Origin of the sequence: Pedobacter sp. ISL-64 (assembly GCF_018613605.1) — a bacterium.
Lineage (GTDB): Bacteria > Bacteroidota > Bacteroidia > Sphingobacteriales > Sphingobacteriaceae > Pedobacter.
On sequence record NZ_JAGGPU010000016.1, the window covers coordinates 36,920 to 63,222 of the forward strand.

A 26,303-nucleotide genomic window follows, 5' to 3' on the forward strand; every position below is an offset into this window, starting at 1 on the left:
TTTATTTTTATGCCTCAAAAATTAATTCTCATAATTGATGATGATAACCGAAACATTTTTGCTTTAAAAGCTGTTTTAAAGACCAAAGGTTTCGATTGTTTATCTGCTATAAGTGCCCGGGAAGGGTTTTCTGTTATGGAGAAACATGACAATGTTGCCATCGTTTTAATGGATATGATGATGCCGGATATGGACGGTTATCAAGCTATTGCCGCGATGAAAAAATCAGCTAAAATGCAGAATATCCCTGTGTTAGCGGTAACTGCCCAAGCCATGGTTGGCGATAAGGAACGTTGCTTAAGCGCAGGTGCATCGGGTTATGTTTCAAAACCAATAAATGTTGACGAATTATTAATGCAAATCGAAAATTTTACAAAATAGCAGGTGATAAGTGATGCGATAGATAATGAACAGGTAGAAATCCTGTTGAATGATGTTTTGGAAAGCCATGGGTATGATTTTCTGGAATATTCTCATGCATCAATAAAAAGGAGAATTATACGTCTTTACGGACTGGATAATTTTGTGAGTTTCGCCGAATTTCGTTACACGGTTAAAACAGATAAGCAATATTTTAAGCGGTTTTTAGAGGAAATTACGGTTAATGTTACCGAAATGTTCCGCGATCCTTCTTTTTATAAATCTTTGCGGAACGATGTCCTTCCCGTGCTGGGTACCTATCCATTTATCCGCATTTGGGTGGCAGGCTGTTCTACCGGAGAAGAGGCTTATTCGCTTGCCATTGTTTTAAAAGAACTTAACCTGCTTAATAAATCGCTTATTTATGCTACCGATATTAATCCATCGGTTTTAGATAAGGCAAAAAAAGGCATGTTCCCCTTAAATTATTTAAAGCAGTATTCAGAAAATTACCTGCAATCGGGTGGCTTAAAAGATTTTTCTGCTTATTACACGGCGAACTACTCTTTGGCAAAATTTGATGAAAGCTTAAATAGTAAGATGATCTTTTCTACGCATAATTTGGTTTCCGATCATTCTTTTAATGAGTTTCAGCTAATTTTATGTAGAAACGTATTAATTTATTTTGATAAAGACTTGCAGCATAAAGTATTTAACCTTTTTGATAGTAGCATCGAGAAATTAGGATACCTTGCCTTGGGAAGTAAAGAAAGTTTGGAGTTTTGGCCAAAAGCCAAAGAATACAAAAGGGTTAAAATGGAAAAAATATGGCGGAAACTGTAGATTCTACGCCTTGTGGAGCATTAATTATTGGCGGCTCTGCTGGTAGTTTAGATGTGTTGCTCGAAATTTTTCCAGCCCTAAGGAAAGATATTGGTTTTCCCATTGTATTGGTGGTTCACCGTAAGGCAAGCAACGAATCTCTTTTAACCGATTTGCTAAAATCGCGCACTACACTAGAGGTTAGTGAAGCAGAAGAAAAAGAGTTTTTAAGCCCGGGCAAAGTTTTTATTGCACCTGCAGATTACCATATGCTGATAGAGGAAGACCAAAGTATATCTTTAGATTATTCGGAAAAAGTAAATTATTCCCGGCCATCAATTGATGTTACCTTTCAATCAGCAGCCGAGGTTTTTAGAGAAAAATTAGTCTGTATTCTACTTTCAGGGTCTAATGCAGATGGAGTAGAGGGGTTAAAAAGTGTAAACAATTTTGGAGGTAGAGTGGTTATACAGAATCCAAATACGGCCATAATGCCGTATATGCCGCAACAGGCAGTGCTGAATGTTGAGCCGCATCTGATATTGGATAGCCACGATATGGCTGATTATATAAATAAGTTAAATGGTTAATTGCTTTTCGGAAGTTAATATGATAGTTGCAAAAAAAATATTTGTTTTTGATGATAATAGGGATATCCTTGATCTCTGTACATTTATTTTGGAAGATGCGGGGTATGAGATAAAAACATCTGAAAATGCCAATAACATAGAAGAACAGGTTGCAGCATATATGCCTGATTTAATTTTTATGGATAATTGGTTGCCCGATCTGGGAGGGATACAGGCTACCAAGGCATTAAAAAACCATCCTGATTTAAAACATATTCCGGTAATTTATTTTTCGGCCAATAATGATATATCTTCATTAGCCGATGAAGCTGGTGCCGATAGTTACTTATCGAAACCCTTTGATATTGCTGCACTGGAAGAAATTGTGAAAAAACATTTGAGCTAATGCCGAAGACTCACGAAGTTTCAAGAGGCTGATGAGCAGGAAAACTTCGTAAGTCTAGGCCCAGGCCTTGCTAAACTTCCGAAGTTTTCTATTGCTCGAAAGATCGTCATTTCGAGCGGAGTGCAACGAAGTCGAGAAATCTATCGTGGCAGATCTCTCCATTCCACTGCGTTCCAGTCGAGATGACGACTTCTTTTTAATTCTTAGGAATACCCTATCAGTTACTCCTTTCCCCAAATCCTTGTATTCAAGTCTAGCTCCTTAACAATATCATACATAAACTTTAAGGTGGAGATATCTTCATTTACGGTTTCTGGACTGAGCAATGATTTAAAAACAGGCGCCTCGAAATAATTCCGGTTCAGCGGGAAAGCGATATACATCCTCGATTCGATAAAGGATAAACTGATGTTATATTTTGTTTGATGGTTGAGGTTTAATATCCGCTCCATCATGGCAGGTGTAAGGATATATCTGGATTCGACCTGATCGGAGCCATAAGTCACAAAAGTCTTATCAAAGTCTAGATTCTCCAATTGAATAACATCGTTACTGCCAAAAGAAAACAGGTTTTTTGAAAACCATGCGCCAAAAGCTGCTCCGAAATCTTTTGGTCTGACAATGGTTACACCATTAAATTTCTTGTTAAAATCGGCAGCAAAGATAATTCCTCTAAAAATGTCGTGCCACTCTGTTCGGGTTCCGTCTTTTGTTTGGGTTACTGTTTTATATTCGGCATGTACCTCAGCAAAATAAAACCGGGTTTTATCAGCACATCCAGTTACCAGATCCTCTGTTTTATAACGATCAGGTTCATTGCTAAACAACTGTGTATACATAAACTCCGAAGCTTCAATTCCCTGGTAGGGATTAATCGATAAACTTTCGTCTAAAAATTTAAGGGCAGCACCAATTACATTGGTTTTGTAGGCATTTTGGTAAGCTGTTAAAGAATCGTTGATTTTAAATAACAAAACACCGCCATAAATAAGGGGTATTAAGCCGCCAATTACACCAGGAATAGGAAAACCTAAAAAAAAGCCTAAAACACAGAGCAGAATGCCCGCGGCAATAAAAATATAGCCTTTGGTTTGGGTACCTGCAATTCTTTTGCGCTCTACCTCCATTGTAGCCAAAACTTGCTGTAAGGCTACATTATTTGCAATATCGAACGACATTAATTATTAAAGAGTTCTTTTGCGCTAATATTTTTGCGCTCCTCGGCTGTGGTTTCTAAAACGGCAATGGGCTGGAAATTTAACATTCCCGCAAATAAACTGCCTGGAAACATCATAATCGAATTATTGTAATCGGTTACCGAAGCATTATAGGTTCTTCTGGCAGCGGCAATCTGCTCTTCGCTTTCGGTCCAGGTGGTTTGCAGATTAATAAAGTTGGTATTGGCTTTTAAATCAGGATAATTTTCGATGTTAACCATTAAACCTTTCACACTGCTGCTCAATTGTGCATCTAAATCTGCTTTTTCTGCATTGCTGATGTTAGGTGAGCCCGCTTTAGATCTTAGTTCAACTATTTTCGTCAAAGTCCCCTGCTCGTAAGTAGTGTACTGTTTTACCACTTCAACAAGATTTGGAATAAGGTCGAACCGTTTTTTAAGCATTACATCAATGGCCGAGAAGGCATTGGTTACCTGGTTTTTCTTCCCAATAAGCGAGTTGTAAAAGAAAATCCCGATAAGGAATATAAATCCGATAATAACGAGGGCAATAATCATAATTTTAGTTTAAGGTTTAGAGAATAAAGATAAGAAAAGGTTACAAAATGTTATCGCTTTTCATTTTGTTCCCGTTCCCGTCTTATCCGCCGCTCTAAGCGCTTCTGTTTCCTTTGCATATGATTGGCCCGCATGGCTTTAAACTTTGCAATATGCTCACGTACTTCATTCTGCTTTTCTTCCGTAATACCGATGCTATATTTTATGCCCGTAAAAAGGCTCTTCCAGATCATGTTAAAGAAAGATGTATTTGCCGGCCTGCTGTAATTTACGGTTGCAGGTATCAGCTTTCCGTCTGCACCGGGGTTTTCTGATTTAATGATTAAAGCATTTGCTAAGAAAGAAAGAAAACCGCGGGTAACCAGGTGATCTTTTTCAGGATCGTTTTTCATCAGCGCTACAGAAAGGTCGTAGTAGGAGAACGCTACCGTTCCTTTAGCGCCTAAATCGTTCGCTTTAAAATTGAACTTCAATTTATCTACGCTCCCACGGTTAATGCGGACCAAGCCTAAGGGTTTGGTAATCTGATTTAAAACCCGCGCGTTAAAATTGTGTAAAACCCCATTGTAAGAAAAGGCACCATCTTTAGCGGTAAGATCAAATATAAAGTTTACACCAAGCTTTCCCTGCCCAAACAGGTAAGTGTTTAGGTTAACCTCCATAATAGGGTTTATGGCTTTAATTTTTTCGAGGTTGGTGGCGTTTTTTATAATGCCCGAGGTGTGCTCGAAACTAATCTGCCCCTTTTGGTTACTCTCATTGTTGTAAACAGCGTAATTCACATTTATATCCTTCAGCTGGATTTTCTGGACCAGAATAGGCGCATCAAGAAGCTGCAAAAGCTGATGGGGAAACTTTCCGACTTTGCTTTCCTGGTGTTTTTTGGGGAGGCCATTATGGTTAAATACTGAAACGAAACCGTTGGTAATGGCCATTTCTTTTGCCCAAAGTTCTTGTTTGCTAATGTATAAAGGCAAATCAATCCCATTAAGCATAATGTCGCTCATCTTGATGTTGAAACGTTCCTTCGCAAACCCTGCAACTTTGCCAAAGTTCATCTCATCGTGCAGTGGTACTAAAGCAAAACTGTTAATCCTTAACTTACCCGTTGTTGCCCTAAAATCCAGTTTATCTAATTGGATATCGTACATCTTGTCTGGCGTACGGTATATATAGTTATTCAGATTAATCACAATATCTTTAATCAGATAAAATCTTGTAGGATCTTCAGCAGACGTAGAATCTACAAGCAGGTCGGTTAAGGTAATATTGAGGTCATCAATAGAGAAAGGTACTGAATTGGGTACATTTTTATTAATGTATTTAAAACTTACATCCTTAAACCTGATGCTTTTAATGCTAAATTCTTTCAGGTTTTTAGAGATGATATCGTAAGGCGATTTAATGGGCCTGGGTGCACGCCCCTCGTTAAAAGCAAATTGCCGGTTAACCATTGTTACTTCAGGTTTATCAAATACGATTTCTTCCAGCTGAAGTTTTTTTTCTCGGTACAAGGTTAATGGGTGGAAGTGCTTCACCACCAGTTTTTTTAAAGACACCGTATATAAATTATTTGGTGCTCTTTTTAAGGCTATGAGTTGCTTAAACCGATTGGTATCAGGTATTATTTTTACATTCTGTAAGGTGGCATTGCCCGTAAAAACATTGGTAGAAACCTTGGTAAAACTAATGGTATATAAACTATCGGTTGATTTGTATAGGAGTGTTTTGATCCTATCGGTTAAAATAGGGCGAGACTTAACATTTAACAACCAGGCTATACCTGCAAGTACAATAAAAACACTGAGTAATGTACACGCAATCCATTTAAAAACTTTATAACGGTATCTTCTGGTATCAGGCATTAAAAAATGAGAGGCTGTGGTTTTATTAGCAATATACGGTTATAAACATATATTTGAAAAGTATAAGATCAGTTTTTTTCTCTCCGGGCCTTCCGTGCTGCTTTTCTGTCTGCCCGTTTTTGTTCCCTTATTTTTTTTGCAATTACTTTTTGCTGTTTTACCGGATTCTTTTCAGGAACCACACCAACGCCTACAATATCCTTTATACCCACAAAAACGGTTTTCCACATCAGGTTAAAAAAGGAGGCCGAATTAATTCTGGTATTGGCCATGCTTGCTGTTCTTGGTGCTTCGCCTTTTTGTGGATTTTCGTTTTTAACTAAAATGACATTGGCCAAAAAAGACAAAAAACCTTTTTCCTTGGTTCCCTCGCCATCAATATTGTCTGATAGTAATTTCACCTTTAAATCGGTGTACAACATATTCATCGATCCCCTTGCAGATCTTAAATTTCCGTTCGCCTTAAAATCAACATGTTGTATATTGCCGCTCTCTATTTCAACCAGACCCAGCGATTTTGATAGTGGATTTAACTTTTTCATATCAAATTTACTCAGATTCCCGCTGTAGGTAAATGCACCATTATTATCGGTAAGGTTGAAATCGATTTTTACATTCAGCTTTCCGGTCCCCATTAAAAGCGAGTTTAAATCTGCCAGAGCATGGCTCTTTTTGCGCAATTGTAAACTATCGTTGGTTACATTTAAAATGTTTCCTGTTAGCGCCTTAAAGTCAACCGATCCAATTTTTTTACTCGCCGGGTTAAATTCAGCATATTTAACATTAATGTTTCTCAGCTTTACTGTATCAATCAGGGTAGGTATGTTTAATCTTTTTAGGGCCATATGCGGGTAGTTTCGGCCTTTATCAAAGCCTGGAGGCGGAGGCGATTCGCGGCTCATAAAAACCTCAACATTTGCGGGGCCAATCCTCAGCGATTTTGCATGCAGTTTCTGGTCGGTATTTAAACCAATAAAATCGACGCCGTTAAATTCTATTTTATCAAAATTGAAGTTATACCGGTCTTTCTGGATCTTGTACTTTCTTGCAAAAGTAAGCTCATCGTACAATGGGGTAAGTTTAAATCCTTTAACCGTTATTTTTTTTGATGCTGTAGAGCCTTTAATGGTGTCAACTTTCATTGAGTACATTTTATCTTTCGTTATCGATTTATAACCCGCAATCTGAAAGGATGCATCTTTTGTATAGTAAAATCTTGTCGTATCATTTCCCGAAAGTGAATCCAATAAAAAATCGTTAATGTTAACATCGAGGTGTTTGATCGAGTTTTTGGTTTTTTTTGCTGCGGTTTTGTTGATGTAATCGAAATCTGCATCTACAATTTTAATGCTTTTAACACGTACCGATTTAAAAGTTTTCGAAATCTGCTCGTAAAGCGATTTTTCATCTTTTATGCTGTCGGGTTTCTTGGTTACTTTGTTAAAAATCATATTGATAGATGGCTTTTGTAAAAGGATTTCATTTACAGCTATCCGTTTTTTAAAGTAGGCCGTTAATATTCCAACACGGCTAATTTGTAGTTTCTTCAATTTAAGCTCGAAAGTATGTGCAGGTGCTAGTTGTTTTTTTCTTAAGCTATCGAAAACGGCCGAATCGGGCATTAATGTAACATCGCGCAGCGCCAGGCTACCTGTAATTACGTTTAAGTTAATGCTTTTAAAATCTATCCGGTAGAGGTGGTGGGAGCCATTATAAACCCCGGCCTTAATTTTTTCGGTCAATATGGGTTTCCATCGGGCACTTAAAAACATGGCGCCAAATGCAACAATTAAAATCAATATGCCGAATATGCTTCCTATCCAGATCCAAACTTTATTTCTATGCTGAGCTGTCATTTATTATGGTTTATCGATAGGTAACAGATAGAAGAGCGAAAGGTTTTTCGAAGTGGAAAGGGAAAAGCCTAAAGACAAATAGGGGAGAATGATAAAATAGTTTTTGGAGCGCAGGGTCTGTGTAAGTAACAACGTTTGTTCCTTTGCTTTGCTTGTACGCTTTCCCGAAAAATCGGGATACCTCCTGCCTACAGGGTACCGCTTTGCCAAGGGCTAAATCGGTTAGGTTGCTGGCACGGAAACCCCTAATAGTAGCAAGAACAGCTGTAACCTAAACCCGACCTTAGCGGGATGCCACAATTTTTTCAATTGGGGCAGAAGCGGGGGCGGGGCTGCAATCCTCCACGGGCACCGAACTGTACATTTCCAAAACCTTTTGTCCGAAGAATCGGGTAGTTCTATAGCGCTAATCAGATTATATTTTGTAAAAATTGTTTTTGGAGCGCAAGGGCAGTATAAGAAACACCGCTTGTTCCTTTACTGCGCTTGTGCGCTTTCCCGAAAGTTCGGGATGCCTCCTGCCTGCAGGGTACCGCTCCGCCAAGGGCTAGGTGGGTTAGGACGGTGGCATGGAAACCACTCATAGTAGCAACAGCAGCTGTAATCTAAACCCGATAGTACGAATGCCAATTTTTTCTATCGGCAGTAGGGATAGCGGGACTGCAGCCCTCCACCAGGCACCGAACCATACATTTCCAAAAAATTTTTATTCAGCTATGTAAAATATGGATTAATTGGGAGCTTCTCCCAGTCTTATCATAATCGTACTGTAAACATTTAAACAAAATATGTCAATTTGTCACTTTTAATTTTATTTATGTATTTTTGCAATCCCCAAAATGTTTTTAAATAATGATTGATTTACAAGTACAGGATAAGACGCACGATGAAGCCAGGCAAGGTGAAGCTTTAATTTTAGATACACCAATTAAGGCCGATGCCCGTAAATTATACATAGAAAGTTATGGTTGTGCAATGAATTTTGCTGATAGTGAAATTGTTGCCTCTATTCTTTCTGAAACAGGATTTGAAACCACAGGGGATTATCACCAGGCCGATGTAATCTTCATCAATACCTGTTCTATCCGTGAAAATGCTGAAACCAGGGTTAGGAACCGCTTGTCGCAGTTTGGCGTCGAAAAACGCCGTAACCCGAAGTTAATTGTTGGGGTTTTGGGTTGCATGGCAGAGCGTTTAAAATCTAAATTTTTAGAAGAAGAGCGGTTGGTTGATGTAGTAGTTGGCCCTGATGCTTACCGCGATCTGCCTAACTTAATTGAACAGGTAGAAAGTGGACATAAAGCGGTTAACGTACTTTTATCCCGTGAAGAAACTTATGCAGATATTAGTCCGGTTCGTTTAAACAGCAACGGAATAACTGCTTTTATTTCTATTACACGCGGCTGCAATAATATGTGTTCTTTCTGCGTGGTTCCTTTTACCCGTGGCCGCGAACGTAGCCGCGATGCCCATTCCATTATACAAGAAGCAAAAGGTTTATTTGAAGCTGGTTACCGTGAGGTTACGCTTTTAGGCCAAAACGTAGATTCATATACCTGGACATCGGAAGATGGAACTGAAACCGTAAACTTTGCGCAACTTTTAGCGCAAACAGCTTTGGTTAGTCCTGATTTAAGGGTGCGTTTTTCTACTTCGCATCCAAAAGATATTACCGACGAGGTTTTACATACCATTGCCAAACACGATAACATCTGTAACTATATCCACTTGCCAGTTCAATCGGGGAATACCCGCATATTGGAGCTAATGAACAGGACTTATACCCGCGAATGGTATATTAATCGTATTGATGCCATCCGTAACATTATCCCGGGTTGTGCAATTTCTACCGATATCATCGCTGGTTTCTGTACTGAAACAGAAGAAGAGCATCAAGAAACCCTGAGCATGATGGATTACGTAGAATATGATTTTGCATATAACTTCACTTATTCTGAAAGACCAGGAACTTTAGCTGCCCGTAAATTGGAAGATGATATTCCTGAGGAAGTAAAAAAACGCCGTTTAGCTGAGATTTTAGCTAAGCAACAAGCACATTCGTTAATGCGCCTACAAGAGTGGGTGGGTAAAACCGTTCGTGTTTTGATTGAAGGCACTTCTAAAAAATCTGATCTGGATTATTGCGGAAGAGGAGATAGCGGAGCCATGGCGATTTTCCCTGCAATTGAAGGCGTTAAACCAGGCCAGTATGCAAATGTATTTATCGAAAAATGTACATCAGCTACGTTAATTGGTAAAATAGTTTAAAAAGGTAGAGGGTAGAAGGCAAGAGGCGTAAAGTCTAATATCTCAAATCTCAATACTCAAATGTAAAGAATGGATACACAAAATATTAAACAGCGGTTCGGTATTATTGGCAATTCGCCATTGCTTAACCGTGCTATCGATATTGCAAGCCAGGTAGCACCAACTGATATGTCGGTGTTAATAACAGGCGAAAGTGGTAGTGGTAAAGAGGTATTCTCGCAGATTATCCATCAAATGAGTGCCCGTAAACACGGTGCTTTTATTGCTGTAAACTGCGGCGCCATTCCCGAAGGAACCATTGATTCTGAATTGTTTGGTCACGAGAAAGGATCTTTTACAGGTGCACATGAGGCACGTAAGGGTTACTTTGAAGTAGCAAACGGCGGAACCATTTTTTTAGACGAGGTTGCTGAGCTGCCTTTGGGTACACAGGCACGTTTGCTGCGTATTTTAGAAAGCGGAGAATACTTGCGCGTAGGCTCATCTAAAGTTCAGAAAACAGACGTTCGCATTATTGCCGCAACCAATGTTGATGTATATAACCGCGTTAAAAACGGAAAATTCCGCGAAGATTTATATTACAGGTTAAATACCGTTCCATTGCGCATACCGGCTTTGCAAGAGCGTAAAGAAGATATTTATTTATTATTCAGAAAATTCTCTGCCGATTTTAGCGATAAATACCGTAGCCCTGCATTACATTTGGAGCCAGATGCCATTCAGATCTTAACCGATTATAGCTGGCCGGGTAATGTTCGTCAGTTAAAAAATATTGCCGAGCAGATCTGCGTATTGGAAAAAGACCGAAATGTAACCGGACAAGCCATTTTAAACTATATCCCGAACGAGGCCGGAAGTAACCTGCCAATGACGATTAATTCTCAGTCGAAAGAAGATTTTACAGAAAGAGATATTTTGTACAAGGTACTTTTCGATATGAAAAAGGATATGGTTGAGCTTAAAAAACTTGTTGCCGAAATTATTCAGCATGGCGGAAATACCGCTACCGTTTTGGCAGATAATCCTCAGTATATCAATCAGCTATACCGCGATGTAGAACTGCCCGCAGGGCAAGAGCATGCCTTTACCATTCAGCAACCTACACCAAGCAATAATAATAACAACAATAACAATACTGATTATTTTGCACACGAGGCCGAAGAGGTAGAAGAATCTTTATCATTAGTGGATAAAGAATCGGATCTGATTAAAAAAGCATTAAAAAAACACAAGGGTAAACGTAAGTTTGCTGCACAGGAACTGGGCATTTCAGAGCGTACCCTGTACAGAAAAATTAAAGAATTAAATTTATAGCTTCATCGACTTTAAAAACAAACCGAGCTTTTGCGAGCTCATTAACGCCATTGAAAACAATGAGCATAAATTAATAATTATACTGATGAAAATAAAAGTATTTGCTTTAATCCTTATTGCTTCAATATTGAGCGCCTGCTCTTATAAATTCAATGGAGCATCAACAACAGGATTAAAAACAGTGGTTGTTCGGGTATTTGAAAATAATGCACCATTAGTGGTACCAACATTAAGTAACCAGATTACTGAATCGTTAAAAACCCGGATCCGTAATCAGACCAAATTGATTATTTCTCCCACAGGCGAAGGCGATGCATCGTTTGAAGGCAGAATAACGGGCTATGATATTAAGCCGGTTGCGCTTCAAAATAGTGCTACACCTACTTCGGGTGCAAACAGATTAACCATAACCGTTTCGGTAAAGTATAAGAACAATATAAAGGAACACGAAAAAGAAAGTTTTGAAGAAAGCTTTACCAGATATTTCGATTTTCCGATCAATGGGGCACCAATTCAAACCTTATTGCCCGGAGCTATCGAAAACATCAACAAACAATTATCGGAAGATATTTTTAACCGTGCATTTGCACAGTGGTAAATAAAGCAGGATTCTAAAAGACAAAATTTTCAAAACCCGTCTACATTTTTTTAACTTAGCGGCAAACCTCGATAATGGATAACAAAAAGCTACTGGCAGATTTACTTGCGCAACCTGGAAAGGTTGGACCAGAGCATGTATCCATGTTGCAGGAAATGGTGGCGCAATTTCCATATGCCCAGCCCATTCATTTACTGTTAGCCAAGGCTAATGCATCAGCAGTACCAAAAGCAGCACTTTATAGCCAGGGGCATGTACTGTTCCATGTATTAAATATGGTTGCAGTCCGCGAAACAACAGAAGAAGAAATTAAAGAGGTAGTTGCTGAAAATACACAGGATGAACAGGTAGTTTTTGAAGAAATAGGAGAATTAGCTCCGGATCTTCACTCAGAAAACCCAGTAATTCCTATAGAAACGCCAAATCACCTGCCGGGTATTGATAGTCATTTAATGGACTTACCTGCAGATAATGATTCTTTTATTGAAAGTGTAGCTGCTACCGATTTCTTTGCCTTTGAACAGAAATTAAGTACGGATGTGGTTACAACCGCACCAGAAATTGAAACGGTTGTTCCTGATGAGCCCGAAAGGAATTTTGTTTCGCAATATAACGACGATAAGCTTCCGTACACGTTTTTATGGTGGTTGGCTAAAACCCGTAAAGAGCACGAGCAGATTTTTCAGCCTTATGCCCGCCCTAACGCTGGTAAAGTAAAACCACAGCCGCAAAATAACCAACAGCAAGAAAGAGCTGAGTTTCAACAGCAATATGTAGAGCACATCTTTCACATTCAAACGCCTTTCGAGGTAGCCGATCATTTAGCAGAATATCCTTCTGCCGAAATTAAAGATGCAAAGGGAGCTGAAATTATCGAGCGGTTCTTAAAAGAAGATCCAACAATTAAGCCTCCGAAGCCAGAACAGATAGACAATGAAAATAAGGCAAAGAAAAGTGCAGAAGACAATTACGACCTTGTTTCGGAGACTTTAGCTAAAATTTATATCGAGCAAATGCTTTATCACAAAGCCATAGATACTTATAAAAAATTAAGTTTGAAATATCCGGAAAAAAGCCGTTACTTTGCCGACCTTATTCAATCTATAGAAAAGAAATTTTAAAATATAATATTACCATGGTAACCTTTTTAATCATTTTATTAATTATTGCGTGTGTGGCCTTAGGCTTATTTGTTTTAGTACAAAATCCTAAAGGTGGAGGTTTAGCTACAGGCGGTGGCACCAGTAACATGTTTGGTGTACAACGTACCGGCGATGTTTTAGAAAAAGGATCGTGGGTATTGTTAACTCTGATCGTAGTGTTAACCCTTGCCGTTACTACAATTGCTAAAACTAGCGGTGGTACTGCAGCAGTTGGAAACTCAGCTATACAAGAGCGTTTAGATAAAACACCATCACCATCTCCACTTGGCGGAAGTTTAAACAGCACTAAGCCTGCTGCTTCGACTCCAGCTAAAACAGACTCGACAAAGAAATAAGTAATACTTACCCGTATTTTATAAAGCTTTCCTCAAAAGGGAAAGCTTTTTTGGTTTTTAACATTCCGTAAAAAATGAATCAACCCTTTGTCTCTTAACACACATTTAACATAAAAAGCTTTAAATTGCAGCATGAAATTAAGTGTGCTGGTTCTATTTACTGCTCTCGCCGTTGGTCTTTCCATCGGGATGGTTAATTTTTATTTTCAGCATAGCCTGTATTACATGGCTATTTCTTTTGGCGTATCGTTTCTGTGCAGTTTTTTGGTTTTTTATTATTTGCTGGAGAAATATATTTACACTAAAATTAAACTCATTTACAAACTCATCCATAACCTTAAATTAGGTAAAGATTTAAAAGATGCGCTCGGCGAGTACGTGAGTTCTGATCCGATTAATGATGTAGAGCAAGAAGTAAAGGAGTGGGCAGGTGCAAAGAAAAAAGAAATAGATTTATTAAAAAAACAGGAACAGTTTAGAAGAGAATTCCTTTCCAATGTTTCGCACGAGTTTAAAACCCCGCTTTTTGCCATTCAAGGATATATTGAAACGCTACAGGACTGTTTGGTAGATGACCCGGATCAGGCTGTATTGTTTCTAAAAAAAGCTGAAAACAATGTAGAGCGACTGAGTTATTTAATTAATGATTTAGATGTTATTTCAAAGTTAGAAACAGGCGAATCGCCAATTAACTACCAAAAATTCGATTTTGTGCAATTGGCAAAAGAGGTAATGGAAAACCTCGAAGACCGCGCTGAAGCAAAAAACATTAAACTCTTTTTTAAAGATAAATATACTGCTATTACATTGGTTTCGGCCGATCGCGAAAAGATTAGGCAGGTATTAATTAACTTGCTGGTAAACAGTATTAAGTATGGCATTGATGGTGGCGAAACAGCCATTAAGATTTTTGAACTGCACGATCAGGTTTTGATCGAAGTTACCGATAATGGCATCGGCATAGAAGAAAAGCATTTGTTGCGCTTGTTTGAGCGTTTTTATCGCATTGATACCCATCGGGCGAGAGAAGTTGGAGGCACAGGTTTAGGTTTAGCCATTGTAAAACACATTTTAGAGGCACACCAACAAACCATTTCGGTAAGAAGTACGCCGGGCATAGGCACAACCTTTGCTTTTACGCTACAAAAAGGCGGGTAATTTTTGATGTTTCTAGCAGACAACCCTTAACTCTTTTGTCATGAAGGCGCTAATTACACCGAAGCGGGCAAACTAATGCACTAATGGCCAATGAACTTCTTTAATTATTTCATTGTCAGCTACCTGAAATATAGAAATAACGCACTCCTGGCTAAATAAGGAGATAATTAGTTAATATAATTAATAAATTAACATTAACTTAACATTGGGCTTGTAGCTTTGCAACATATTAAAATTAACATGAACAATATTTTTAAGTTCTTTACACCTCAAGACAAAAAGTTTCATCCGCTTTTCGAGCAGGCAGGTAGCAATGCATTAAAAATTGCAGAAACCCTTTTAGAAATGGTTAGCACAGGTGATGCTGAAAGCAGAAAAACAATTTTTAAAGAAATTGAGCGCTTAGAGCATGTAGGTGATGATATTACCCATTCAATTTTTCTTGAACTGAGCAGGAACTTTATTACGCCATTTGATAGAGAAGACATTCATGCATTGGCTACTGCCGTTGATGATGTTGCCGATTATATTTATGGTACTGCAAACCGTATGCAGATGTATAACATGAATACCATTAACGAGCCGATTGTTAAAATTGCCGAGCTTTTGGTAGAAATGTGTACTGATATTGATAAAGCAATTAAAGAATTACGCAGTTTCAAAAACATCCGCGTAATTGCTGATGCTTGTATCCGTATTAACAGTGGCGAAAACCAGGCTGATTATGTATTTACATTAGCGGTAGCCCGTTTATTCGAATACGAAACCAATGCGATTGAATTAATTAAACAAAAAGAGGTTTTACAAACGATAGAAAAAGCGACAGATAAGTGTGAGGATGTGGCGAATGTGCTTGAAACTATCTTGGTTAAAAACGCTTAATAAAAAACAAACATGGTAACTACCTTATTGGTTGTTGTTGTAATTCTGGCTATTGCTTTCGATTACATTAACGGCTTTCACGATGCCGCTAACTCGATTGCAACAGTTGTTTCTACAAAAGTTCTTACGCCTTTTCAGGCGGTTTTGTGGGCTGCGTTGTTCAATTTCGCTGCCTACTTTTATTTTACCGACCACAAAGTAGCCAATACAGTTGCTAAAACGGTAATCGAAAATTACATCACTTTAGAAGTTATCCTTGCAGGTTTGGTTGCTGCAATTATCTGGAACCTTTTAACCTGGTGGTATGGTATCCCTTCAAGTTCGTCACATACCTTAATTGGCGGTTTTGCTGGTGCAGGTATGACACATGCTTTACTTATAGGCGCTAGTCCGCTTGATGCTGTAAACACGGGTTATGTAATAAAAATTGTTTCTTTCATTGTACTGGCACCAATAATCGGTATGGTTATATCAGTTGTATTAACACTGATCATTATCAATATCTGTCGTTATGCTAAGCCAGCAACTGCTGAGAAATGGTTTAAACGCCTGCAATTGCTCTCTTCTGCGGCATTAAGTTTCTTTCACGGAGGTAACGATGCCCAAAAGGTAATGGGGATCATTGCAACAGCTTTAATCGCTTCAAAAGTAATTCCTAATTTCGAAGCTATGCCTGCATGGGTGCCAATTGCCTGTTATTCGGCAATATCGTTAGGTACAATGAGCGGGGGCTGGAAAATTGTTAAAACAATGGGTTCCAAAATTACCAAAGTAACCGCACTGGAAGGTGTTGCTGCCGAAGGCGCTGGGGCAGTAACTTTAGGTATTACAGAGCATTTCGGTATTCCGGTTTCTACAACGCATACCATTACAGGTTCGATTGTAGGGGTAGGTGTAGTAAAAAGCGTTTCTGCAGTACGTTGGGGTGTAACCATCAACTTAATCTGGGCCTGGATTTTAACCATTCCGGTTTCGGCTACATTAGCCGCAATTATTTATGCCGTGATCTATTACTTAAAATAAAAACAAAATCCTTAATATATAACTTGAGAGACCAAAGCTAATAGCCTTGGTCTTTTTTGTTTTAACCGCAAAGTGCGCAAAGATTTTCGCAAAGTATGCCAAGTAGCTACAAGAGATCATCATTCCCAACTCGATCCGATAGTTATCGGATGGGACTTAATACAAGCGCTTTAAGATTAGCTTCGCTGAGCCTCTGGGTTCTCTACTGCAGTCTAATTTTTGACTGTCATCCTGAGTGCAACGAAGGATCTTTAATCATACTTTACTATTCATTAAAAGATTCTTCACTGCGTTCAGAATGACAGCGTTACATTCTTCACGGTTAAAAGCGTTAGAATAAAAAGAAAACACTTTACATCTAAATTTAAATCATAACACTAAGTTCTATGTGGTTGTTCTTAACGCCGATCTAGAGCGAAAAGCTGATAGTATCTGCTGTGTTCTTGGTATAATACTTCATCTATTCTTGTGGTTGAAATGAAGATTAAAACTTAACGCTTATTTCTACTAAATCAGTTCCATTTTTAGGCAATACCCAATCCGGACCTTCTTGAATCAGTCGTTTTGCCTCCGCATCGGCTTTTTTGTTCAGTGATTTTATAACGCTGATATTTGTTGGTCGTCCGTTACTTTTAACTTTGAAACTTAAAATCACAAATTGTTCCGGCCCTTTAGGGTTATAAAGTTTATTGTTATTCTCTAAATATTGGCTATAGTTAATAGTAGAAACCGGAATAGGCTTTGTAATATCATCGGTCGATTTTCCATCCAGGTTTTGTTCTGCATGCAGTGTAATTTTTGGTGCAGCAATATTTTCTTTCTTATGCCCATATGAGCCTGTAATTAATGCGATTTCGTTTAGTGATCTATTTCCACTTAAAGCACTTTTAATTGCATTAGGATCTTGCAGACCAGCTACAGGCAATTCTTTAAAGCCAATAGCGTTAATCAATAAGTCCTTATCTTTTGCATTGCTATCGGCAGGTAAATAGAAATAACCTTTAGCATCGGTTGCGGTTACATTTTTAGAACCCGCTAACTTTACCACGGCACCCTGAACAGGTTGGCCATTGCTTTGGTCTACAACGTTGCCACTAAATGCGATTTTACTTGAGCCTAATGCCGGCGCAGCTGCCACTACAGTCTCGCTTATCGTAATTGGGCTTGGTCTGTAATTGCCAAAGCCTACCGCGCTCTTCGCTTTAGCGCGATTGCTCTCGGTTGCAATTTTCGCCGTTTTTACCTCGGCCATTTGTTGCTCTGCCCGTTCTAATGCAGGTTTTGCTTTAGTGTTTTTCGCTAAATCCCCTGTTTTTGCGGCTCTAATTGCCTTATCTACCAAAGCAGCCTTTGTCGAATTCTGAGTAACCGTATCTTCTTTAGGTTTGGGTTGAACTGAAGCAATATTCGTTGTACTATCTAACTGAACCATCACACCGCCCTGTTTATGCGCAGCAAGTTCGGCGTTCCTGCGGTTAGTTTCGCGCATAAAGAATAAAATGCTTACTGCAATAAATGCTACGGTTGCGGTTGCTGCAATACTTAACCTTTGGGTAGTAATGCCCCAAAGCTTGCGTTTTATAGGTTTCTCCGAAACACGGTCGTACAGTTGCTTTTGTAAAATAGAAAGTGTTTGCCTGCGTTTGGGCGATTTTTTCAGTCCTTCCAATGCTTCGGCAACAAAAGGATCTTCCAAAGCCTGTCTTTCTACAAAGTGCATAGCCTTAGCATCAAGCTTACCATCCAGGTAATCTTCCAGAACATCAATATCTAACCAACCGTTATTCACTACTGTTTTTCTCTATACAAATCTTCAGATTCCGCTTACCATTTTGGATATAACTCTTAACTTTAAGCATGTCGTAGCCCGTAATATCAGCTACTTCTTTATAACATTTTTCTTGTAAATAAAATAAATCTACGCTTTTTCGCTGTTCTTCGGGCAAAGTTTCCATACACTTTTCCATAATGGTAAGCTGCGTTTCTTTTGTGTTGTCTATATCCAGATGCACAAACTCGCTATTTTCCACAAAAGTATCGTCTAATGAGACATTATTTTGCTTCGCCGATTTACGTAGTGCCATTAAACAATGGTTCCGCGTTAAAACATGAAGCCAGCTTTTAAAGTTCTGTACCTCATGCATTTTCAATTTCGTTACAAGTTCTTCAAAAATCTGCATTACTGCATCTTTGCTTTGCTCTTCATCTTTGAAGTAGTTTAAACAAACCCCGAACACCAAATGCATATATTTATTGTAAAGCGTACCCAACGCGTCTAAATCGCCCGTATTTTTATACTGGGCAATCAGTTTGGCGTCTTCTTGCTGGGCGTTCCCAGCTGTGTTTTTTATAAACCTCAAAAAAATGGTAGCTATTTCGAATTATCTTTCAAGTATAAAAAATATTTCTGAGTGATGGCACATAAACTAATTTTTTAGGAAGAGAAGGGCCTAAATATTTTACATTGCTCCCTATCTTTTTAAGTGGTTTAACATTATTGCCATGTGCAAAGGCTTATCTTTGAGGGTAAATAAGAATTATGGCAGTTGTTTTGCTAAACATGATTAAACACACAAAATGAAAAAGATCAATATTTTATCGGCATCACTGGCCATGCTGATATTTACAAGCCTAAATGTTAGCGCACAGATTAAACTGAGTGATATATTTAAAAAAGTAACCGAAAAACAGGGCACTACCACAGCTGCCACCGGAACGCCATCTACTTTTGAAATAGGACAGGGGATTAAGGAAGCCCTGCAAATTGGTGTTTCTGCAGGTGCCGACAGGCTTTCGCTTAAAGATGGTTTTTTAGGCAATCTGGCCGTTAAAATTTTGATGCCTCCTGAAGCACAAAAGGTTGAAAGAACATTACGTGGCATAGGCTTGAACAAACTTTGCGATAATGTGATTGTAAGCCTAAACCGTGCCGCAGAAGATGCTGCTACCGAAGCAAAGCCTATTTTTATCTCAGCCATTAAACAAATGACATTAACCGATGCGACTAATATCCTGTTGGGTAACAAAAACGCAGCTACCGAATACTTTAAAAGGGTAACTACTTCCCAGCTGATGCAAAAATTTAGCCCAATTGTAACCACAAGTTTAAATAAGGTAAATGCCACCAAATATTATAGCGACTTAACAACACAATACAATCGCCTGCCTTTGGTTAAGCCTGTCAATACGAATTTAACCGAATACGTTACACAAAAAGCGATAGATGGTTTATTTGTTGAAGTTGCGAAGGAAGAACTCAAAATCAGGGGAAACTTAAGCTCAAGAAGTACAACCTTGTTGCAAAAAGTATTTGGTTACGCGGATAAGAAAAAGATTTAATCGTTTAATTGTGGTTCGTGAGGACACGAACCACGGCGGAAAGAAATCAATTGCCTCGGTCTTCTTACTTGGTCTGTGTGTCCTCACAGACTGAATTAGATTTAAGTGTAGGTATTGATTGTGGCTCGTGGAGACAGGAACGAGAGCGAAGGATAAAATCGATCAACATAAAGTTTTATTAAGTAAAATATAGCTTCTGCTTCCCTTCAAAAACCGCAGACACAAAAACTATTTGTAAAATTGTACATGACGAAAATCAGCACCACATTAGTTTCTATTTTAATTCCCTGCGTTGCATTAATTACTTCCTGCAATAACAATAAATCCGAAGCAGAAAATGCGAAAGCCGTTTTAGATACCGTTTCTTTAAGTAGTAAAAATTTCGCGTTAGCCTATCAGGACGGAGATAAAATTGTAGCCACGAGTATCGATACCATGAAACAGATTTCGTTCGGCGGTGCTACCGATCCGGCTATTTCTCCTGACGGAAATAAACTGGCATATACCCTGAGCGATTCGGCCGGGAACAGATCCATTTGGATTGCCGATATGGAAAACAAGAGCCAGGGTAAATTGCAGGTAAATAGTAATAATTATTATCAGGCCATGTGGTCGCCTGATGGAGCTGCGATCGCTTTCAATATTTTTAACAGTAAAAACTTATGGAAGATAGGTGTTGTAAAAACCGATAATTCTGGATATGTGATGCTCGATAGTGCATCTAAAATAAATGTTTATGCACCAACCTGGAAAAATGAAAAGGAAATCGTCGGACAGGATCTTACCAAACTTTACACCTTTGATCGTACCGGAAAGTTAATCGATACTAAATTGATAGCCGATTTGATCGGGAAAGAATTTTCCATTGCAAGCAACAACCGTTTCTTTTATACAAAAGACGGGAAAAAACTGATTTTTAATGCAGGAAATGCCGATAGTTTAGACGGATTAACGGGGCCGAGTGAAGCCGTTTATATTTTAGATCTGGCCAGTAAAAAAGTACAACGGATTTCGCCAAACGGTGTAAATGTTCCTTATGTTTTTCTCACGGCCGATGATCGGATTTTTTATAGCGGAGCTGAAAAATCCTTTACGCAAAGCAAAATATATGTTTCTGATTTAGAGGGGAATATTAAAACGGTAGTGGATAAAGGAAATAACCCAACGGGTGCATTGAAATAATCTGTTTATTATGCCAAATAAAACAAGAATCGTTATTGTAGGAATTGGTGGGGTGGGTGGATATTTCGGAGGCTTACTGTCTAAGAAATATAGCAACGGAAATGATGTAGAAGTTGTTTTTGTTGCCCGTGGCGAACATTTAAATGAGATCCAAAATAAGGGGTTAACTGTAATAAAAGGGAACGAAAATTTTGTAACCAAGTCATATTTAGCTACCGATGATTATAATAAAATTGGCGTGGCCGATTATATTATAATCTGCACTAAAAGCTATGATTTAAAACAAACTATTGAAAAGTTAAAGCCCTTAATCAACCATAGCACGATATTATTGCCACTTTTAAATGGCGTTAGTGCAAGTGATGAAATTTTAGAAATCCTACCTCATGCAAATGTTTTAAAAGGCTGTGCATTTATCGTTTCCAAAATTAAATCGCCTGGTATAATCGAAAATTCAGGCAACATTCAAAAGCTATCTTTTGGTATGGATGGGCCACTTAGCGAAGCGGTTTTACATCTGAAAGATTTAATGTTTGATGCAGGAATCGATGTAACGGTTTCGGATAAAATCTCTACCGCCATCTGGGAAAAATTTATATTTATTTCTCCTATGGCTACCGCTACATCTTATTTCGATAGCACTATCGGAAAGGTACTGGAAGAAAATCTTGAAACTGTTCTGAAGTTAATTGAAGAAGTGAAAAACCTTGCCCTGACTAAAGGCGTAACCATTAGTGATGACATTTCGGGCAAAACATTAAATACGATGAAATCGATGCCCTACGAGGTTACCTCGTCCATGCACCGCGATTATCTCAATCAAAAACCACAAACAGAAGTTGAGTCGTTAACAGGCTACATTGTACGCGAAGCCGAAAAACTTGGCATTGCTGCGCCAACTTATCAAAAACTGTACGAAGGATCACTCAAAAAATGGCCACTATAAGCCGCTAAAAATCAGGGTTTTTTGACTAAAAAAATCGATTTTCCGAAAAAAGTAAAGAAAATTTAAAGTAATATTGAGTTTCATCCGTTTACTGGGTTATTAAGCAAAATTTAGTGCCAACAAACGAACCTCAAAATATCATTTCAACGGTTGCCAATTATGGTAAGCGCTTATTCAGTTTCATCCGTGGAAGGGTGAATACGGATGAGGATGCGGAAGATATTTTACAGGATGTTTGGTTTCAGCTCAGCAATCAACCCGAGGCTGGCGCCATTGAGCAGATTAGTGGCTGGTTATACCGGGTGGCAAGAAATAAGATCACTGATAAATACCGTAAACAAAAAGAAGAATCGTTAGAAGATTTTACTTTCGAAGGTGAAGATGGCGAAATCAATTTTAAAGAGATTTTACTTGCCGAGGCTTACTCGCCAGAAGAAGAAAGTTTAAAAAAACTATTCTGGGATCAACTGTTTTTGGCCTTGGAAGAACTACCGGAGAATCAGCGTTACGTGTTTGTTCAGAACGAATTGGAAGAACGCACTTTTCAGGAACTGGCGGATGAAAGCGGTGAGAATATCAAAACATTAATATCAAGAAAGGGTTATGCTGTAAAACACCTGCGTAACCGTTTACAAAATTTATATCAGGAATTTATTAACTATTAAATTTGCAGACATGATGAATAGAAATTTTAATCGGCGCAAGAAATTTATTTTCTTTTTACCCGTAGCGGTGCTTATTGCAGCGGTATTGGGTTATGTGGTTATGTTTTTATGGAATTGGATTTTACCTGAGGTGGCACATGCAGGCAAACTTAATTATTGGCAAGCCCTCGGTTTACTTGTGCTGTGTAGGTTGCTTTTTGGAAACTTTAATAAAGGTGGTCATGGAGGACATAATGGCTTCCGTGAGCGGGCAAGGAGCATGCGTGCTAAATGGGAGACGATGAACGATGAGGAGAGAGCAAAATTCAAAGAAGAATATAAACGGAGATGTGGCGGATGGGGCCACCATCGCAATAAGGAATAATTTAGAAGCCTCGATTAAAATCGGGGCTTTTTTGTTTTACTGTGGTTCTGAATGAAGTGAAGAATCTCTTGAGATTCGTCATCTCGACTGAAGCGTAGTCCCGAACTTTCGGGAGAGAGATCTTTTTACATAGGGTTAGCCTCACCCAGCACTTCGCCGTTCCCGACTGCATTTCACTCCACTCGAAAGACGCACCTCCGAAATTTATTGAAAAGATCCTTCGACTCCGCTCAGGATGACATAACGAAAGGATCAACGAGTAACTGTAGATTCTATTAATTGCTCGCTCACAGACCAACAGTTTAATTCATTTAAAAAGATCCTTCATTGCATTCAGGATGACAAAATTCCTTAACGAATAAAAAAATCAAAATAATTTAAAGTAAAAGTAAAGTTGTTCCGTCTTCCTATATAAATAACAAAAACAACAGTATTAGTAGTTCAACTTATTTAAGGTGAATTGATTACAATACTTTAAAATTATAAGAAGATGAAACCATCATGATTTTCAAAACCCAAAATAACGGGAGAAATCATGATAGCTTCATCACAAATAACAACATATATAAAAAGATGAAAAAAATATTAAAAACCATAGGACTCGGGATTGTACTTGGTACAGTCGCTTTCTTCATACCATTTGTGTTCAAATTTATATTGGCCATCATGCTGATCGGTTTAATGTTCAGGATTTTTATCGGTAAGCGTCACCATTATTTCCATAACCGCTTTAACGGTTTCGAAAATAACTACAACCCAATTGTGCCGATCGATAACCAATGGTACAGGCCAACCGTACAAGGCAATGGAACAGTTAACAATATTAACGTAAATTATTAACCGCCATGAGAGCATTTAGAATATTATTGGCATTGGCTGTTGCTGCAGGAACTTTTTACAGCTTAAATGTACTGGCCGTTCAGAATGGATATCGCGATCGGTTAGATTTTAAAAACAGGCATTATCATGATGATTGCCAGCAAGAACATCATAGAAACCATAGTTACAGTCACCATAACAGAAAAATGGATAATGCCGTGATTAGTCCTGTTGACAGTGTAAACAAAGTAAATAGATAACGTTATGTCACAGGTACTTTTTTTAAGCGATCCATCTCAAGCCGATGTTAGTCCGATTTTGGGTATGGCAAACGAGCTGATTACCCGAGGGGAGAAGGTAACTTTCTTTAGCTCGGACGAATTTAAGGTTCCTATCGAACAAATCGGCGCTGACTTTAAAGCCTACAATCGGGAATTGAACGTTTTTCAAGGGAAAAAGGCGATTGATGAAGAAGAAAAACCTAAATCGGGATTGATCAGCGCACTGCTTGAGCCAATGAAATTTATCGATGATATTTTGGTTCAGATAAGGGGTTTGAAATTTGATTACGCCGTTTTCTCGCCTTCATATCCCTACGCAAATATCATTACACAGCTATTGGGTATCCCTAAAACGGAGCAGGCGGCTTACAACTAATATTGGCTTAAGCCGATAAATTAACAGAATAAACAACAATTAAAATTAAACAAAATGTACAACGAACATAGATGCCATTCGGGCAAGATGCATAGTCGCTTCGGCGCAGGAGAAGGAAGATTTGGAAGGCACTTTGGTGGTCCTTTTGGTCACCACAAACACGCCATGTTTAACCAGGGCTTTAGAAAAGTACCTGCTAATATAGAAGAAACAGAAACCAGCTTTATTATTGAGCTTTTTGCACCAGCTTTGGTTAAAGAGAATTTAAAGGTGGTTACCAAAGATGATGTATTAACCATTTCTTACCAAGCTAAAGAAGAAACCGATTCGGCTAAAAAGTATAGCCGCAGAGAATATAGCAACGGCACTTTCGAAAGGGCTTTTGGCCTAAACGGAAAAGTTTTAGTAGAAAATATTTCAGCGAGTTATGCTGATGGAATTTTGAAGGTTACCCTACCTAAAAACCCTGAAACGAATACACCAGAAAAAGATATTCTGGTAGACTAAGTTTCGTCTATTATAATTTCCAGGCCCTCGGTTGTTTATAACAATCGGGGCTTTTTTGTTTTTATACCACCTAAAGTGTTACCACATATGCCGTTTAAAATCATTTAATATATCGATATTAAAATGCGGTTTGCTATTAGCGGTATTTTAAGGTACTTTTGCTAAAAGACATAAACACAATAGATTGAATTTTAACGACTTTAATTTTAACCCCGATTTATACGAAGGCTTAATGGCCATGGGGTATAAAAGCGCTACTCCAATACAAGAACAAGCCATCCCGGTAATTTTAGATAATCATGATCTGATTGCCTGCGCTCAAACCGGTACAGGAAAAACGGCCAGCTACCTTTTACCCGTAATGGATAAAATTAGCAAAGCTGCCGATAGGCACAACAATACCTTGATACTGGCTCCAACGCGCGAGCTTGCGCAACAGATCGATTTACAGGTTGAAGCGCTAGCTTATTTTACCAATATCAGTTCTTTAGCTGTTTACGGTGGGGGAGATGGTATCGCTTACGAACAGCAAAAACGTTCTATGCGCAATGGTGTAGATATTATTATTGCCACTCCGGGCAGACTAATGGCACATTTATCATCAGGTGTGTTAAAACTGGAACATTTGCAGCATTTAATTTTAGATGAAGCAGATAGAATGTTGGATATGGGCTTTTACGACGACATTATCCGCATTATTAGCTACCTGCCAAAGAAAAGGCAAACACTTTTGTTCTCGGCTACAATGGCCCCGAAAATAAGAACCATGGCAGGTAAGATTTTGCACGAACCGAAGCAGATTACCATTTCAATTGCTAAACCTGCTGAGGGGATCGATCAACAAGCCTATAACATTCACGACCAACAGAAACAGGCCTTATTAACCGATATTTTTAAAAGTGGGCAATACAAAAGCAGTATCATTTTCGTTTCGACGAAAGAAAAAGTAAAAGCGTTGTATAAAACCTTTAAAGGATTGGGTATTAAAGCAGAAGCTTTTCACTCCGATTTAGGGCAGAAAGAACGCGAGGATATTTTACTGGCTTTCAAAAACAGGAGATTGCCAATTTTAATCGGAACAGATGTGTTGTCCCGCGGAATCGATGTCGAGGGAATCGACTTGGTAATCAATTATGATGTTCCTGGCGATCCGGCTGATTACGTACACCGTATTGGCCGTACGGCAAGAGCTGCAACCAAAGGAACGGCCATTACATTGGTTAATGGAAGAGATAAACGCAAGTTCGATAACATCGAAAAATTAATCGAGAAGGAAGTTCCCCGCATGCCACTGCCAGAAAGCATAGCTGCAATAGAAATTACGCATGTGGAGGAAAAACGGCCTCAACATCAGGGTAAGAAAAAGGTTTGGAACAAAAAGAAAAAACCAAAACCTTCGGTATAAATTATTTAAAACGCCATAAGTACATTTCTTATTGGCGTTTTTCTTTTATAAATTATCTTTACGCT

The 26,303-nt window shown here is 38.6% G+C and carries 28 protein-coding genes; 22 read left to right on the forward strand and 6 right to left on the reverse strand.

The window, feature by feature from the left end:
• Nucleotides 1–9 precede the first annotated feature (9 nt).
• Genes J7E57_RS18700 through J7E57_RS18715 form a run of 4 tightly spaced genes read left to right on the forward strand, consistent with a single transcriptional unit; the run spans nt 10 to nt 2,157 of the window.
• Entirely contained in the window at nt 10–381 is a 372-nt protein-coding gene (locus J7E57_RS18700) for a two-component system response regulator (RefSeq protein WP_215124731.1), read from the forward strand.
• Nucleotides 382–384: 3 nt separating this feature from the next.
• Nucleotides 385–1,203 (forward strand): CheR family methyltransferase, encoded by an 819-nt coding sequence (locus J7E57_RS18705; RefSeq protein WP_215124730.1) that lies wholly within the window; start codon nt 385–387, stop codon nt 1,201–1,203.
• Nucleotides 1,188–1,772: a chemotaxis protein CheB gene (locus J7E57_RS18710; RefSeq protein ID WP_215124729.1), complete on the forward strand. Its 585-nt coding sequence runs from the start codon at nt 1,188–1,190 to the stop codon at nt 1,770–1,772. Before J7E57_RS18705 ends, J7E57_RS18710 begins: the two co-directional genes overlap by 16 nt.
• A 19-nt stretch (nt 1,773–1,791) precedes the next feature.
• The gene (locus J7E57_RS18715) at nt 1,792–2,157 is read left to right on the forward strand and encodes a response regulator (RefSeq protein ID WP_215124728.1); all 366 of its coding nucleotides are present in this window, start codon (nt 1,792–1,794) and stop codon (nt 2,155–2,157) included.
• A 221-nt stretch (nt 2,158–2,378) separates the two neighbouring features.
• On the opposite strand, the gene J7E57_RS18720 is transcribed toward J7E57_RS18715, so the two are convergent.
• From J7E57_RS18720 to J7E57_RS18735, 4 genes are all read right to left on the reverse strand, one after another.
• On the reverse strand, nt 2,379–3,335 hold the full coding sequence (locus tag J7E57_RS18720; protein ID WP_215124727.1) for a DUF3137 domain-containing protein: 957 nt from the start codon (nt 3,333–3,335) through the stop codon (nt 2,379–2,381).
• Nucleotides 3,335–3,892 carry a LemA family protein gene (locus J7E57_RS18725; protein WP_215124726.1) on the reverse strand — a complete coding sequence of 186 codons (558 nt, stop codon included), beginning with the start codon at nt 3,890–3,892 and terminating at the stop codon, nt 3,335–3,337. Before J7E57_RS18725 ends, J7E57_RS18720 begins: the two co-directional genes overlap by 1 nt.
• A gap of 50 nt (nt 3,893–3,942) precedes the next feature.
• Entirely contained in the window at nt 3,943–5,757 is a 1,815-nt protein-coding gene (locus J7E57_RS18730) for a hypothetical protein (RefSeq protein WP_215124725.1), read from the reverse strand.
• A gap of 68 nt (nt 5,758–5,825) precedes the next feature.
• Nucleotides 5,826–7,613 carry a hypothetical protein gene (locus J7E57_RS18735; protein WP_215124724.1) on the reverse strand — a complete coding sequence of 596 codons (1,788 nt, stop codon included), beginning with the start codon at nt 7,611–7,613 and terminating at the stop codon, nt 5,826–5,828.
• A gap of 852 nt (nt 7,614–8,465) precedes the next feature.
• On the opposite strand from J7E57_RS18735, the gene miaB reads away from it, so the two are divergent.
• From miaB to J7E57_RS18775, 8 genes are all read left to right on the forward strand, one after another.
• Nucleotides 8,466–9,881 (forward strand): tRNA (N6-isopentenyl adenosine(37)-C2)-methylthiotransferase MiaB, encoded by a 1,416-nt coding sequence (gene miaB / locus J7E57_RS18740; protein WP_215124723.1) that lies wholly within the window; start codon nt 8,466–8,468, stop codon nt 9,879–9,881.
• Between the two features lie 69 nt (nt 9,882–9,950).
• Nucleotides 9,951–11,195 (forward strand): sigma-54 interaction domain-containing protein, encoded by a 1,245-nt coding sequence (locus J7E57_RS18745; RefSeq protein ID WP_215124722.1) that lies wholly within the window; start codon nt 9,951–9,953, stop codon nt 11,193–11,195.
• Between the two features lie 85 nt (nt 11,196–11,280).
• Nucleotides 11,281–11,793, forward strand: a complete 513-nt coding sequence (locus J7E57_RS18750) for an LptE family protein (protein WP_215124721.1) — start codon at nt 11,281–11,283, stop codon at nt 11,791–11,793.
• Between the two features lie 74 nt (nt 11,794–11,867).
• Complete coding sequence (locus J7E57_RS18755; protein ID WP_215124720.1) at nt 11,868–12,914, forward strand: hypothetical protein; 1,047 nt, start codon at nt 11,868–11,870, stop codon at nt 12,912–12,914.
• Nucleotides 12,915–12,928: 14 nt separating this feature from the next.
• Nucleotides 12,929–13,291 carry a preprotein translocase subunit SecG gene (gene secG, locus J7E57_RS18760; RefSeq protein WP_215124719.1) on the forward strand — a complete coding sequence of 121 codons (363 nt, stop codon included), beginning with the start codon at nt 12,929–12,931 and terminating at the stop codon, nt 13,289–13,291.
• A 132-nt stretch (nt 13,292–13,423) separates the two neighbouring features.
• Nucleotides 13,424–14,449 (forward strand): sensor histidine kinase, encoded by a 1,026-nt coding sequence (locus tag J7E57_RS18765; RefSeq protein ID WP_029274249.1) that lies wholly within the window; start codon nt 13,424–13,426, stop codon nt 14,447–14,449.
• A 240-nt stretch (nt 14,450–14,689) separates the two neighbouring features.
• A complete protein-coding gene (locus tag J7E57_RS18770; RefSeq protein WP_029274248.1) occupies nt 14,690–15,331 on the forward strand; it encodes a DUF47 domain-containing protein in 642 nt (213 codons plus the stop codon).
• Between the two features lie 12 nt (nt 15,332–15,343).
• Entirely contained in the window at nt 15,344–16,354 is a 1,011-nt protein-coding gene (locus tag J7E57_RS18775; protein WP_029274247.1) for an inorganic phosphate transporter, read from the forward strand.
• A gap of 484 nt (nt 16,355–16,838) precedes the next feature.
• On the opposite strand, the gene J7E57_RS27355 is transcribed toward J7E57_RS18775, so the two are convergent.
• Both J7E57_RS27355 and J7E57_RS18785 read right to left on the reverse strand, forming a co-directional pair.
• Nucleotides 16,839–18,143: a carboxypeptidase-like regulatory domain-containing protein gene (locus J7E57_RS27355; protein ID WP_215124718.1), complete on the reverse strand. Its 1,305-nt coding sequence runs from the start codon at nt 18,141–18,143 to the stop codon at nt 16,839–16,841.
• Nucleotides 18,136–18,714: an RNA polymerase sigma factor gene (locus J7E57_RS18785; RefSeq protein WP_215124717.1), complete on the reverse strand. Its 579-nt coding sequence runs from the start codon at nt 18,712–18,714 to the stop codon at nt 18,136–18,138. Before J7E57_RS18785 ends, J7E57_RS27355 begins: the two co-directional genes overlap by 8 nt.
• Before the next feature lie 217 nt (nt 18,715–18,931).
• Here J7E57_RS18785 and J7E57_RS18790 point away from each other — a divergent pair, with 217 nt between their 5' ends.
• The 10 genes from J7E57_RS18790 (at nt 18,932) to J7E57_RS18835 (ending at nt 26,238) form a co-directional block, all read left to right on the forward strand.
• Nucleotides 18,932–19,693, forward strand: a complete 762-nt coding sequence (locus J7E57_RS18790; protein ID WP_215124716.1) for a DUF4197 domain-containing protein — start codon at nt 18,932–18,934, stop codon at nt 19,691–19,693.
• Between the two features lie 246 nt (nt 19,694–19,939).
• Nucleotides 19,940–20,875 carry a PD40 domain-containing protein gene (locus J7E57_RS18795; protein WP_215124715.1) on the forward strand — a complete coding sequence of 312 codons (936 nt, stop codon included), beginning with the start codon at nt 19,940–19,942 and terminating at the stop codon, nt 20,873–20,875.
• Nucleotides 20,876–20,885: 10 nt separating this feature from the next.
• Nucleotides 20,886–21,821: a ketopantoate reductase family protein gene (locus J7E57_RS18800; RefSeq protein WP_215124714.1), complete on the forward strand. Its 936-nt coding sequence runs from the start codon at nt 20,886–20,888 to the stop codon at nt 21,819–21,821.
• Between the two features lie 113 nt (nt 21,822–21,934).
• Nucleotides 21,935–22,486 (forward strand): RNA polymerase sigma factor, encoded by a 552-nt coding sequence (locus J7E57_RS18805; protein WP_057933206.1) that lies wholly within the window; start codon nt 21,935–21,937, stop codon nt 22,484–22,486.
• A 10-nt stretch (nt 22,487–22,496) separates the two neighbouring features.
• Nucleotides 22,497–22,850, forward strand: coding sequence for a hypothetical protein (locus J7E57_RS18810; RefSeq protein ID WP_029274238.1), 354 nt, complete (start codon nt 22,497–22,499; stop codon nt 22,848–22,850).
• Between the two features lie 573 nt (nt 22,851–23,423).
• Nucleotides 23,424–23,690: a hypothetical protein gene (locus J7E57_RS18815; RefSeq protein WP_215124713.1), complete on the forward strand. Its 267-nt coding sequence runs from the start codon at nt 23,424–23,426 to the stop codon at nt 23,688–23,690.
• Between the two features lie 5 nt (nt 23,691–23,695).
• Nucleotides 23,696–23,929, forward strand: a complete 234-nt coding sequence (locus J7E57_RS18820) for a hypothetical protein (protein ID WP_215124712.1) — start codon at nt 23,696–23,698, stop codon at nt 23,927–23,929.
• Nucleotides 23,930–23,933: 4 nt separating this feature from the next.
• The gene (locus J7E57_RS18825) at nt 23,934–24,326 is read left to right on the forward strand and encodes a hypothetical protein (RefSeq protein WP_215124711.1); all 393 of its coding nucleotides are present in this window, start codon (nt 23,934–23,936) and stop codon (nt 24,324–24,326) included.
• Nucleotides 24,327–24,380: 54 nt separating this feature from the next.
• Nucleotides 24,381–24,833, forward strand: coding sequence for an Hsp20/alpha crystallin family protein (locus J7E57_RS18830; protein WP_215124710.1), 453 nt, complete (start codon nt 24,381–24,383; stop codon nt 24,831–24,833).
• 184 nt (nt 24,834–25,017) lie between these two features.
• On the forward strand, nt 25,018–26,238 hold the full coding sequence (locus J7E57_RS18835) for a DEAD/DEAH box helicase (RefSeq protein WP_215124709.1): 1,221 nt from the start codon (nt 25,018–25,020) through the stop codon (nt 26,236–26,238).
• Nucleotides 26,239–26,303 lie beyond the last annotated feature (65 nt).

Coding starts and splice junctions, on each gene's coding strand:
- J7E57_RS18755 (WP_215124720.1), top strand. CDS start 11,868: ATGGATAACAAAAAGCTACTGGCAGATTTACTTGCGCAACCTGGAAAG.
- J7E57_RS18765 (WP_029274249.1), top strand. CDS start 13,424: ATGAAATTAAGTGTGCTGGTTCTATTTACTGCTCTCGCCGTTGGTCTT.
- J7E57_RS18700 (WP_215124731.1), top strand. CDS start 10: ATGCCTCAAAAATTAATTCTCATAATTGATGATGATAACCGAAACATT.
- J7E57_RS18800 (WP_215124714.1), top strand. CDS start 20,886: ATGCCAAATAAAACAAGAATCGTTATTGTAGGAATTGGTGGGGTGGGT.
- J7E57_RS18750 (WP_215124721.1), top strand. CDS start 11,281: ATGAAAATAAAAGTATTTGCTTTAATCCTTATTGCTTCAATATTGAGC.
- J7E57_RS18775 (WP_029274247.1), top strand. CDS start 15,344: ATGGTAACTACCTTATTGGTTGTTGTTGTAATTCTGGCTATTGCTTTC.
- miaB (WP_215124723.1), top strand. CDS start 8,466: ATGATTGATTTACAAGTACAGGATAAGACGCACGATGAAGCCAGGCAA.
- J7E57_RS18770 (WP_029274248.1), top strand. CDS start 14,690: ATGAACAATATTTTTAAGTTCTTTACACCTCAAGACAAAAAGTTTCAT.
- J7E57_RS18715 (WP_215124728.1), top strand. CDS start 1,792: ATGATAGTTGCAAAAAAAATATTTGTTTTTGATGATAATAGGGATATC.
- J7E57_RS18825 (WP_215124711.1), top strand. CDS start 23,934: ATGTCACAGGTACTTTTTTTAAGCGATCCATCTCAAGCCGATGTTAGT.
- J7E57_RS18730 (WP_215124725.1), bottom strand. CDS start 5,757: ATGCCTGATACCAGAAGATACCGTTATAAAGTTTTTAAATGGATTGCG.
- J7E57_RS18745 (WP_215124722.1), top strand. CDS start 9,951: ATGGATACACAAAATATTAAACAGCGGTTCGGTATTATTGGCAATTCG.
- J7E57_RS18820 (WP_215124712.1), top strand. CDS start 23,696: ATGAGAGCATTTAGAATATTATTGGCATTGGCTGTTGCTGCAGGAACT.
- J7E57_RS18725 (WP_215124726.1), bottom strand. CDS start 3,892: ATGATTATTGCCCTCGTTATTATCGGATTTATATTCCTTATCGGGATT.
- J7E57_RS18710 (WP_215124729.1), top strand. CDS start 1,188: ATGGCGGAAACTGTAGATTCTACGCCTTGTGGAGCATTAATTATTGGC.
- J7E57_RS18810 (WP_029274238.1), top strand. CDS start 22,497: ATGATGAATAGAAATTTTAATCGGCGCAAGAAATTTATTTTCTTTTTA.
- J7E57_RS18735 (WP_215124724.1), bottom strand. CDS start 7,613: ATGACAGCTCAGCATAGAAATAAAGTTTGGATCTGGATAGGAAGCATA.
- secG (WP_215124719.1), top strand. CDS start 12,929: ATGGTAACCTTTTTAATCATTTTATTAATTATTGCGTGTGTGGCCTTA.
- J7E57_RS18795 (WP_215124715.1), top strand. CDS start 19,940: ATGACGAAAATCAGCACCACATTAGTTTCTATTTTAATTCCCTGCGTT.
- J7E57_RS18790 (WP_215124716.1), top strand. CDS start 18,932: ATGAAAAAGATCAATATTTTATCGGCATCACTGGCCATGCTGATATTT.
- J7E57_RS18815 (WP_215124713.1), top strand. CDS start 23,424: ATGAAAAAAATATTAAAAACCATAGGACTCGGGATTGTACTTGGTACA.
- J7E57_RS18830 (WP_215124710.1), top strand. CDS start 24,381: ATGTACAACGAACATAGATGCCATTCGGGCAAGATGCATAGTCGCTTC.
- J7E57_RS18720 (WP_215124727.1), bottom strand. CDS start 3,335: ATGTCGTTCGATATTGCAAATAATGTAGCCTTACAGCAAGTTTTGGCT.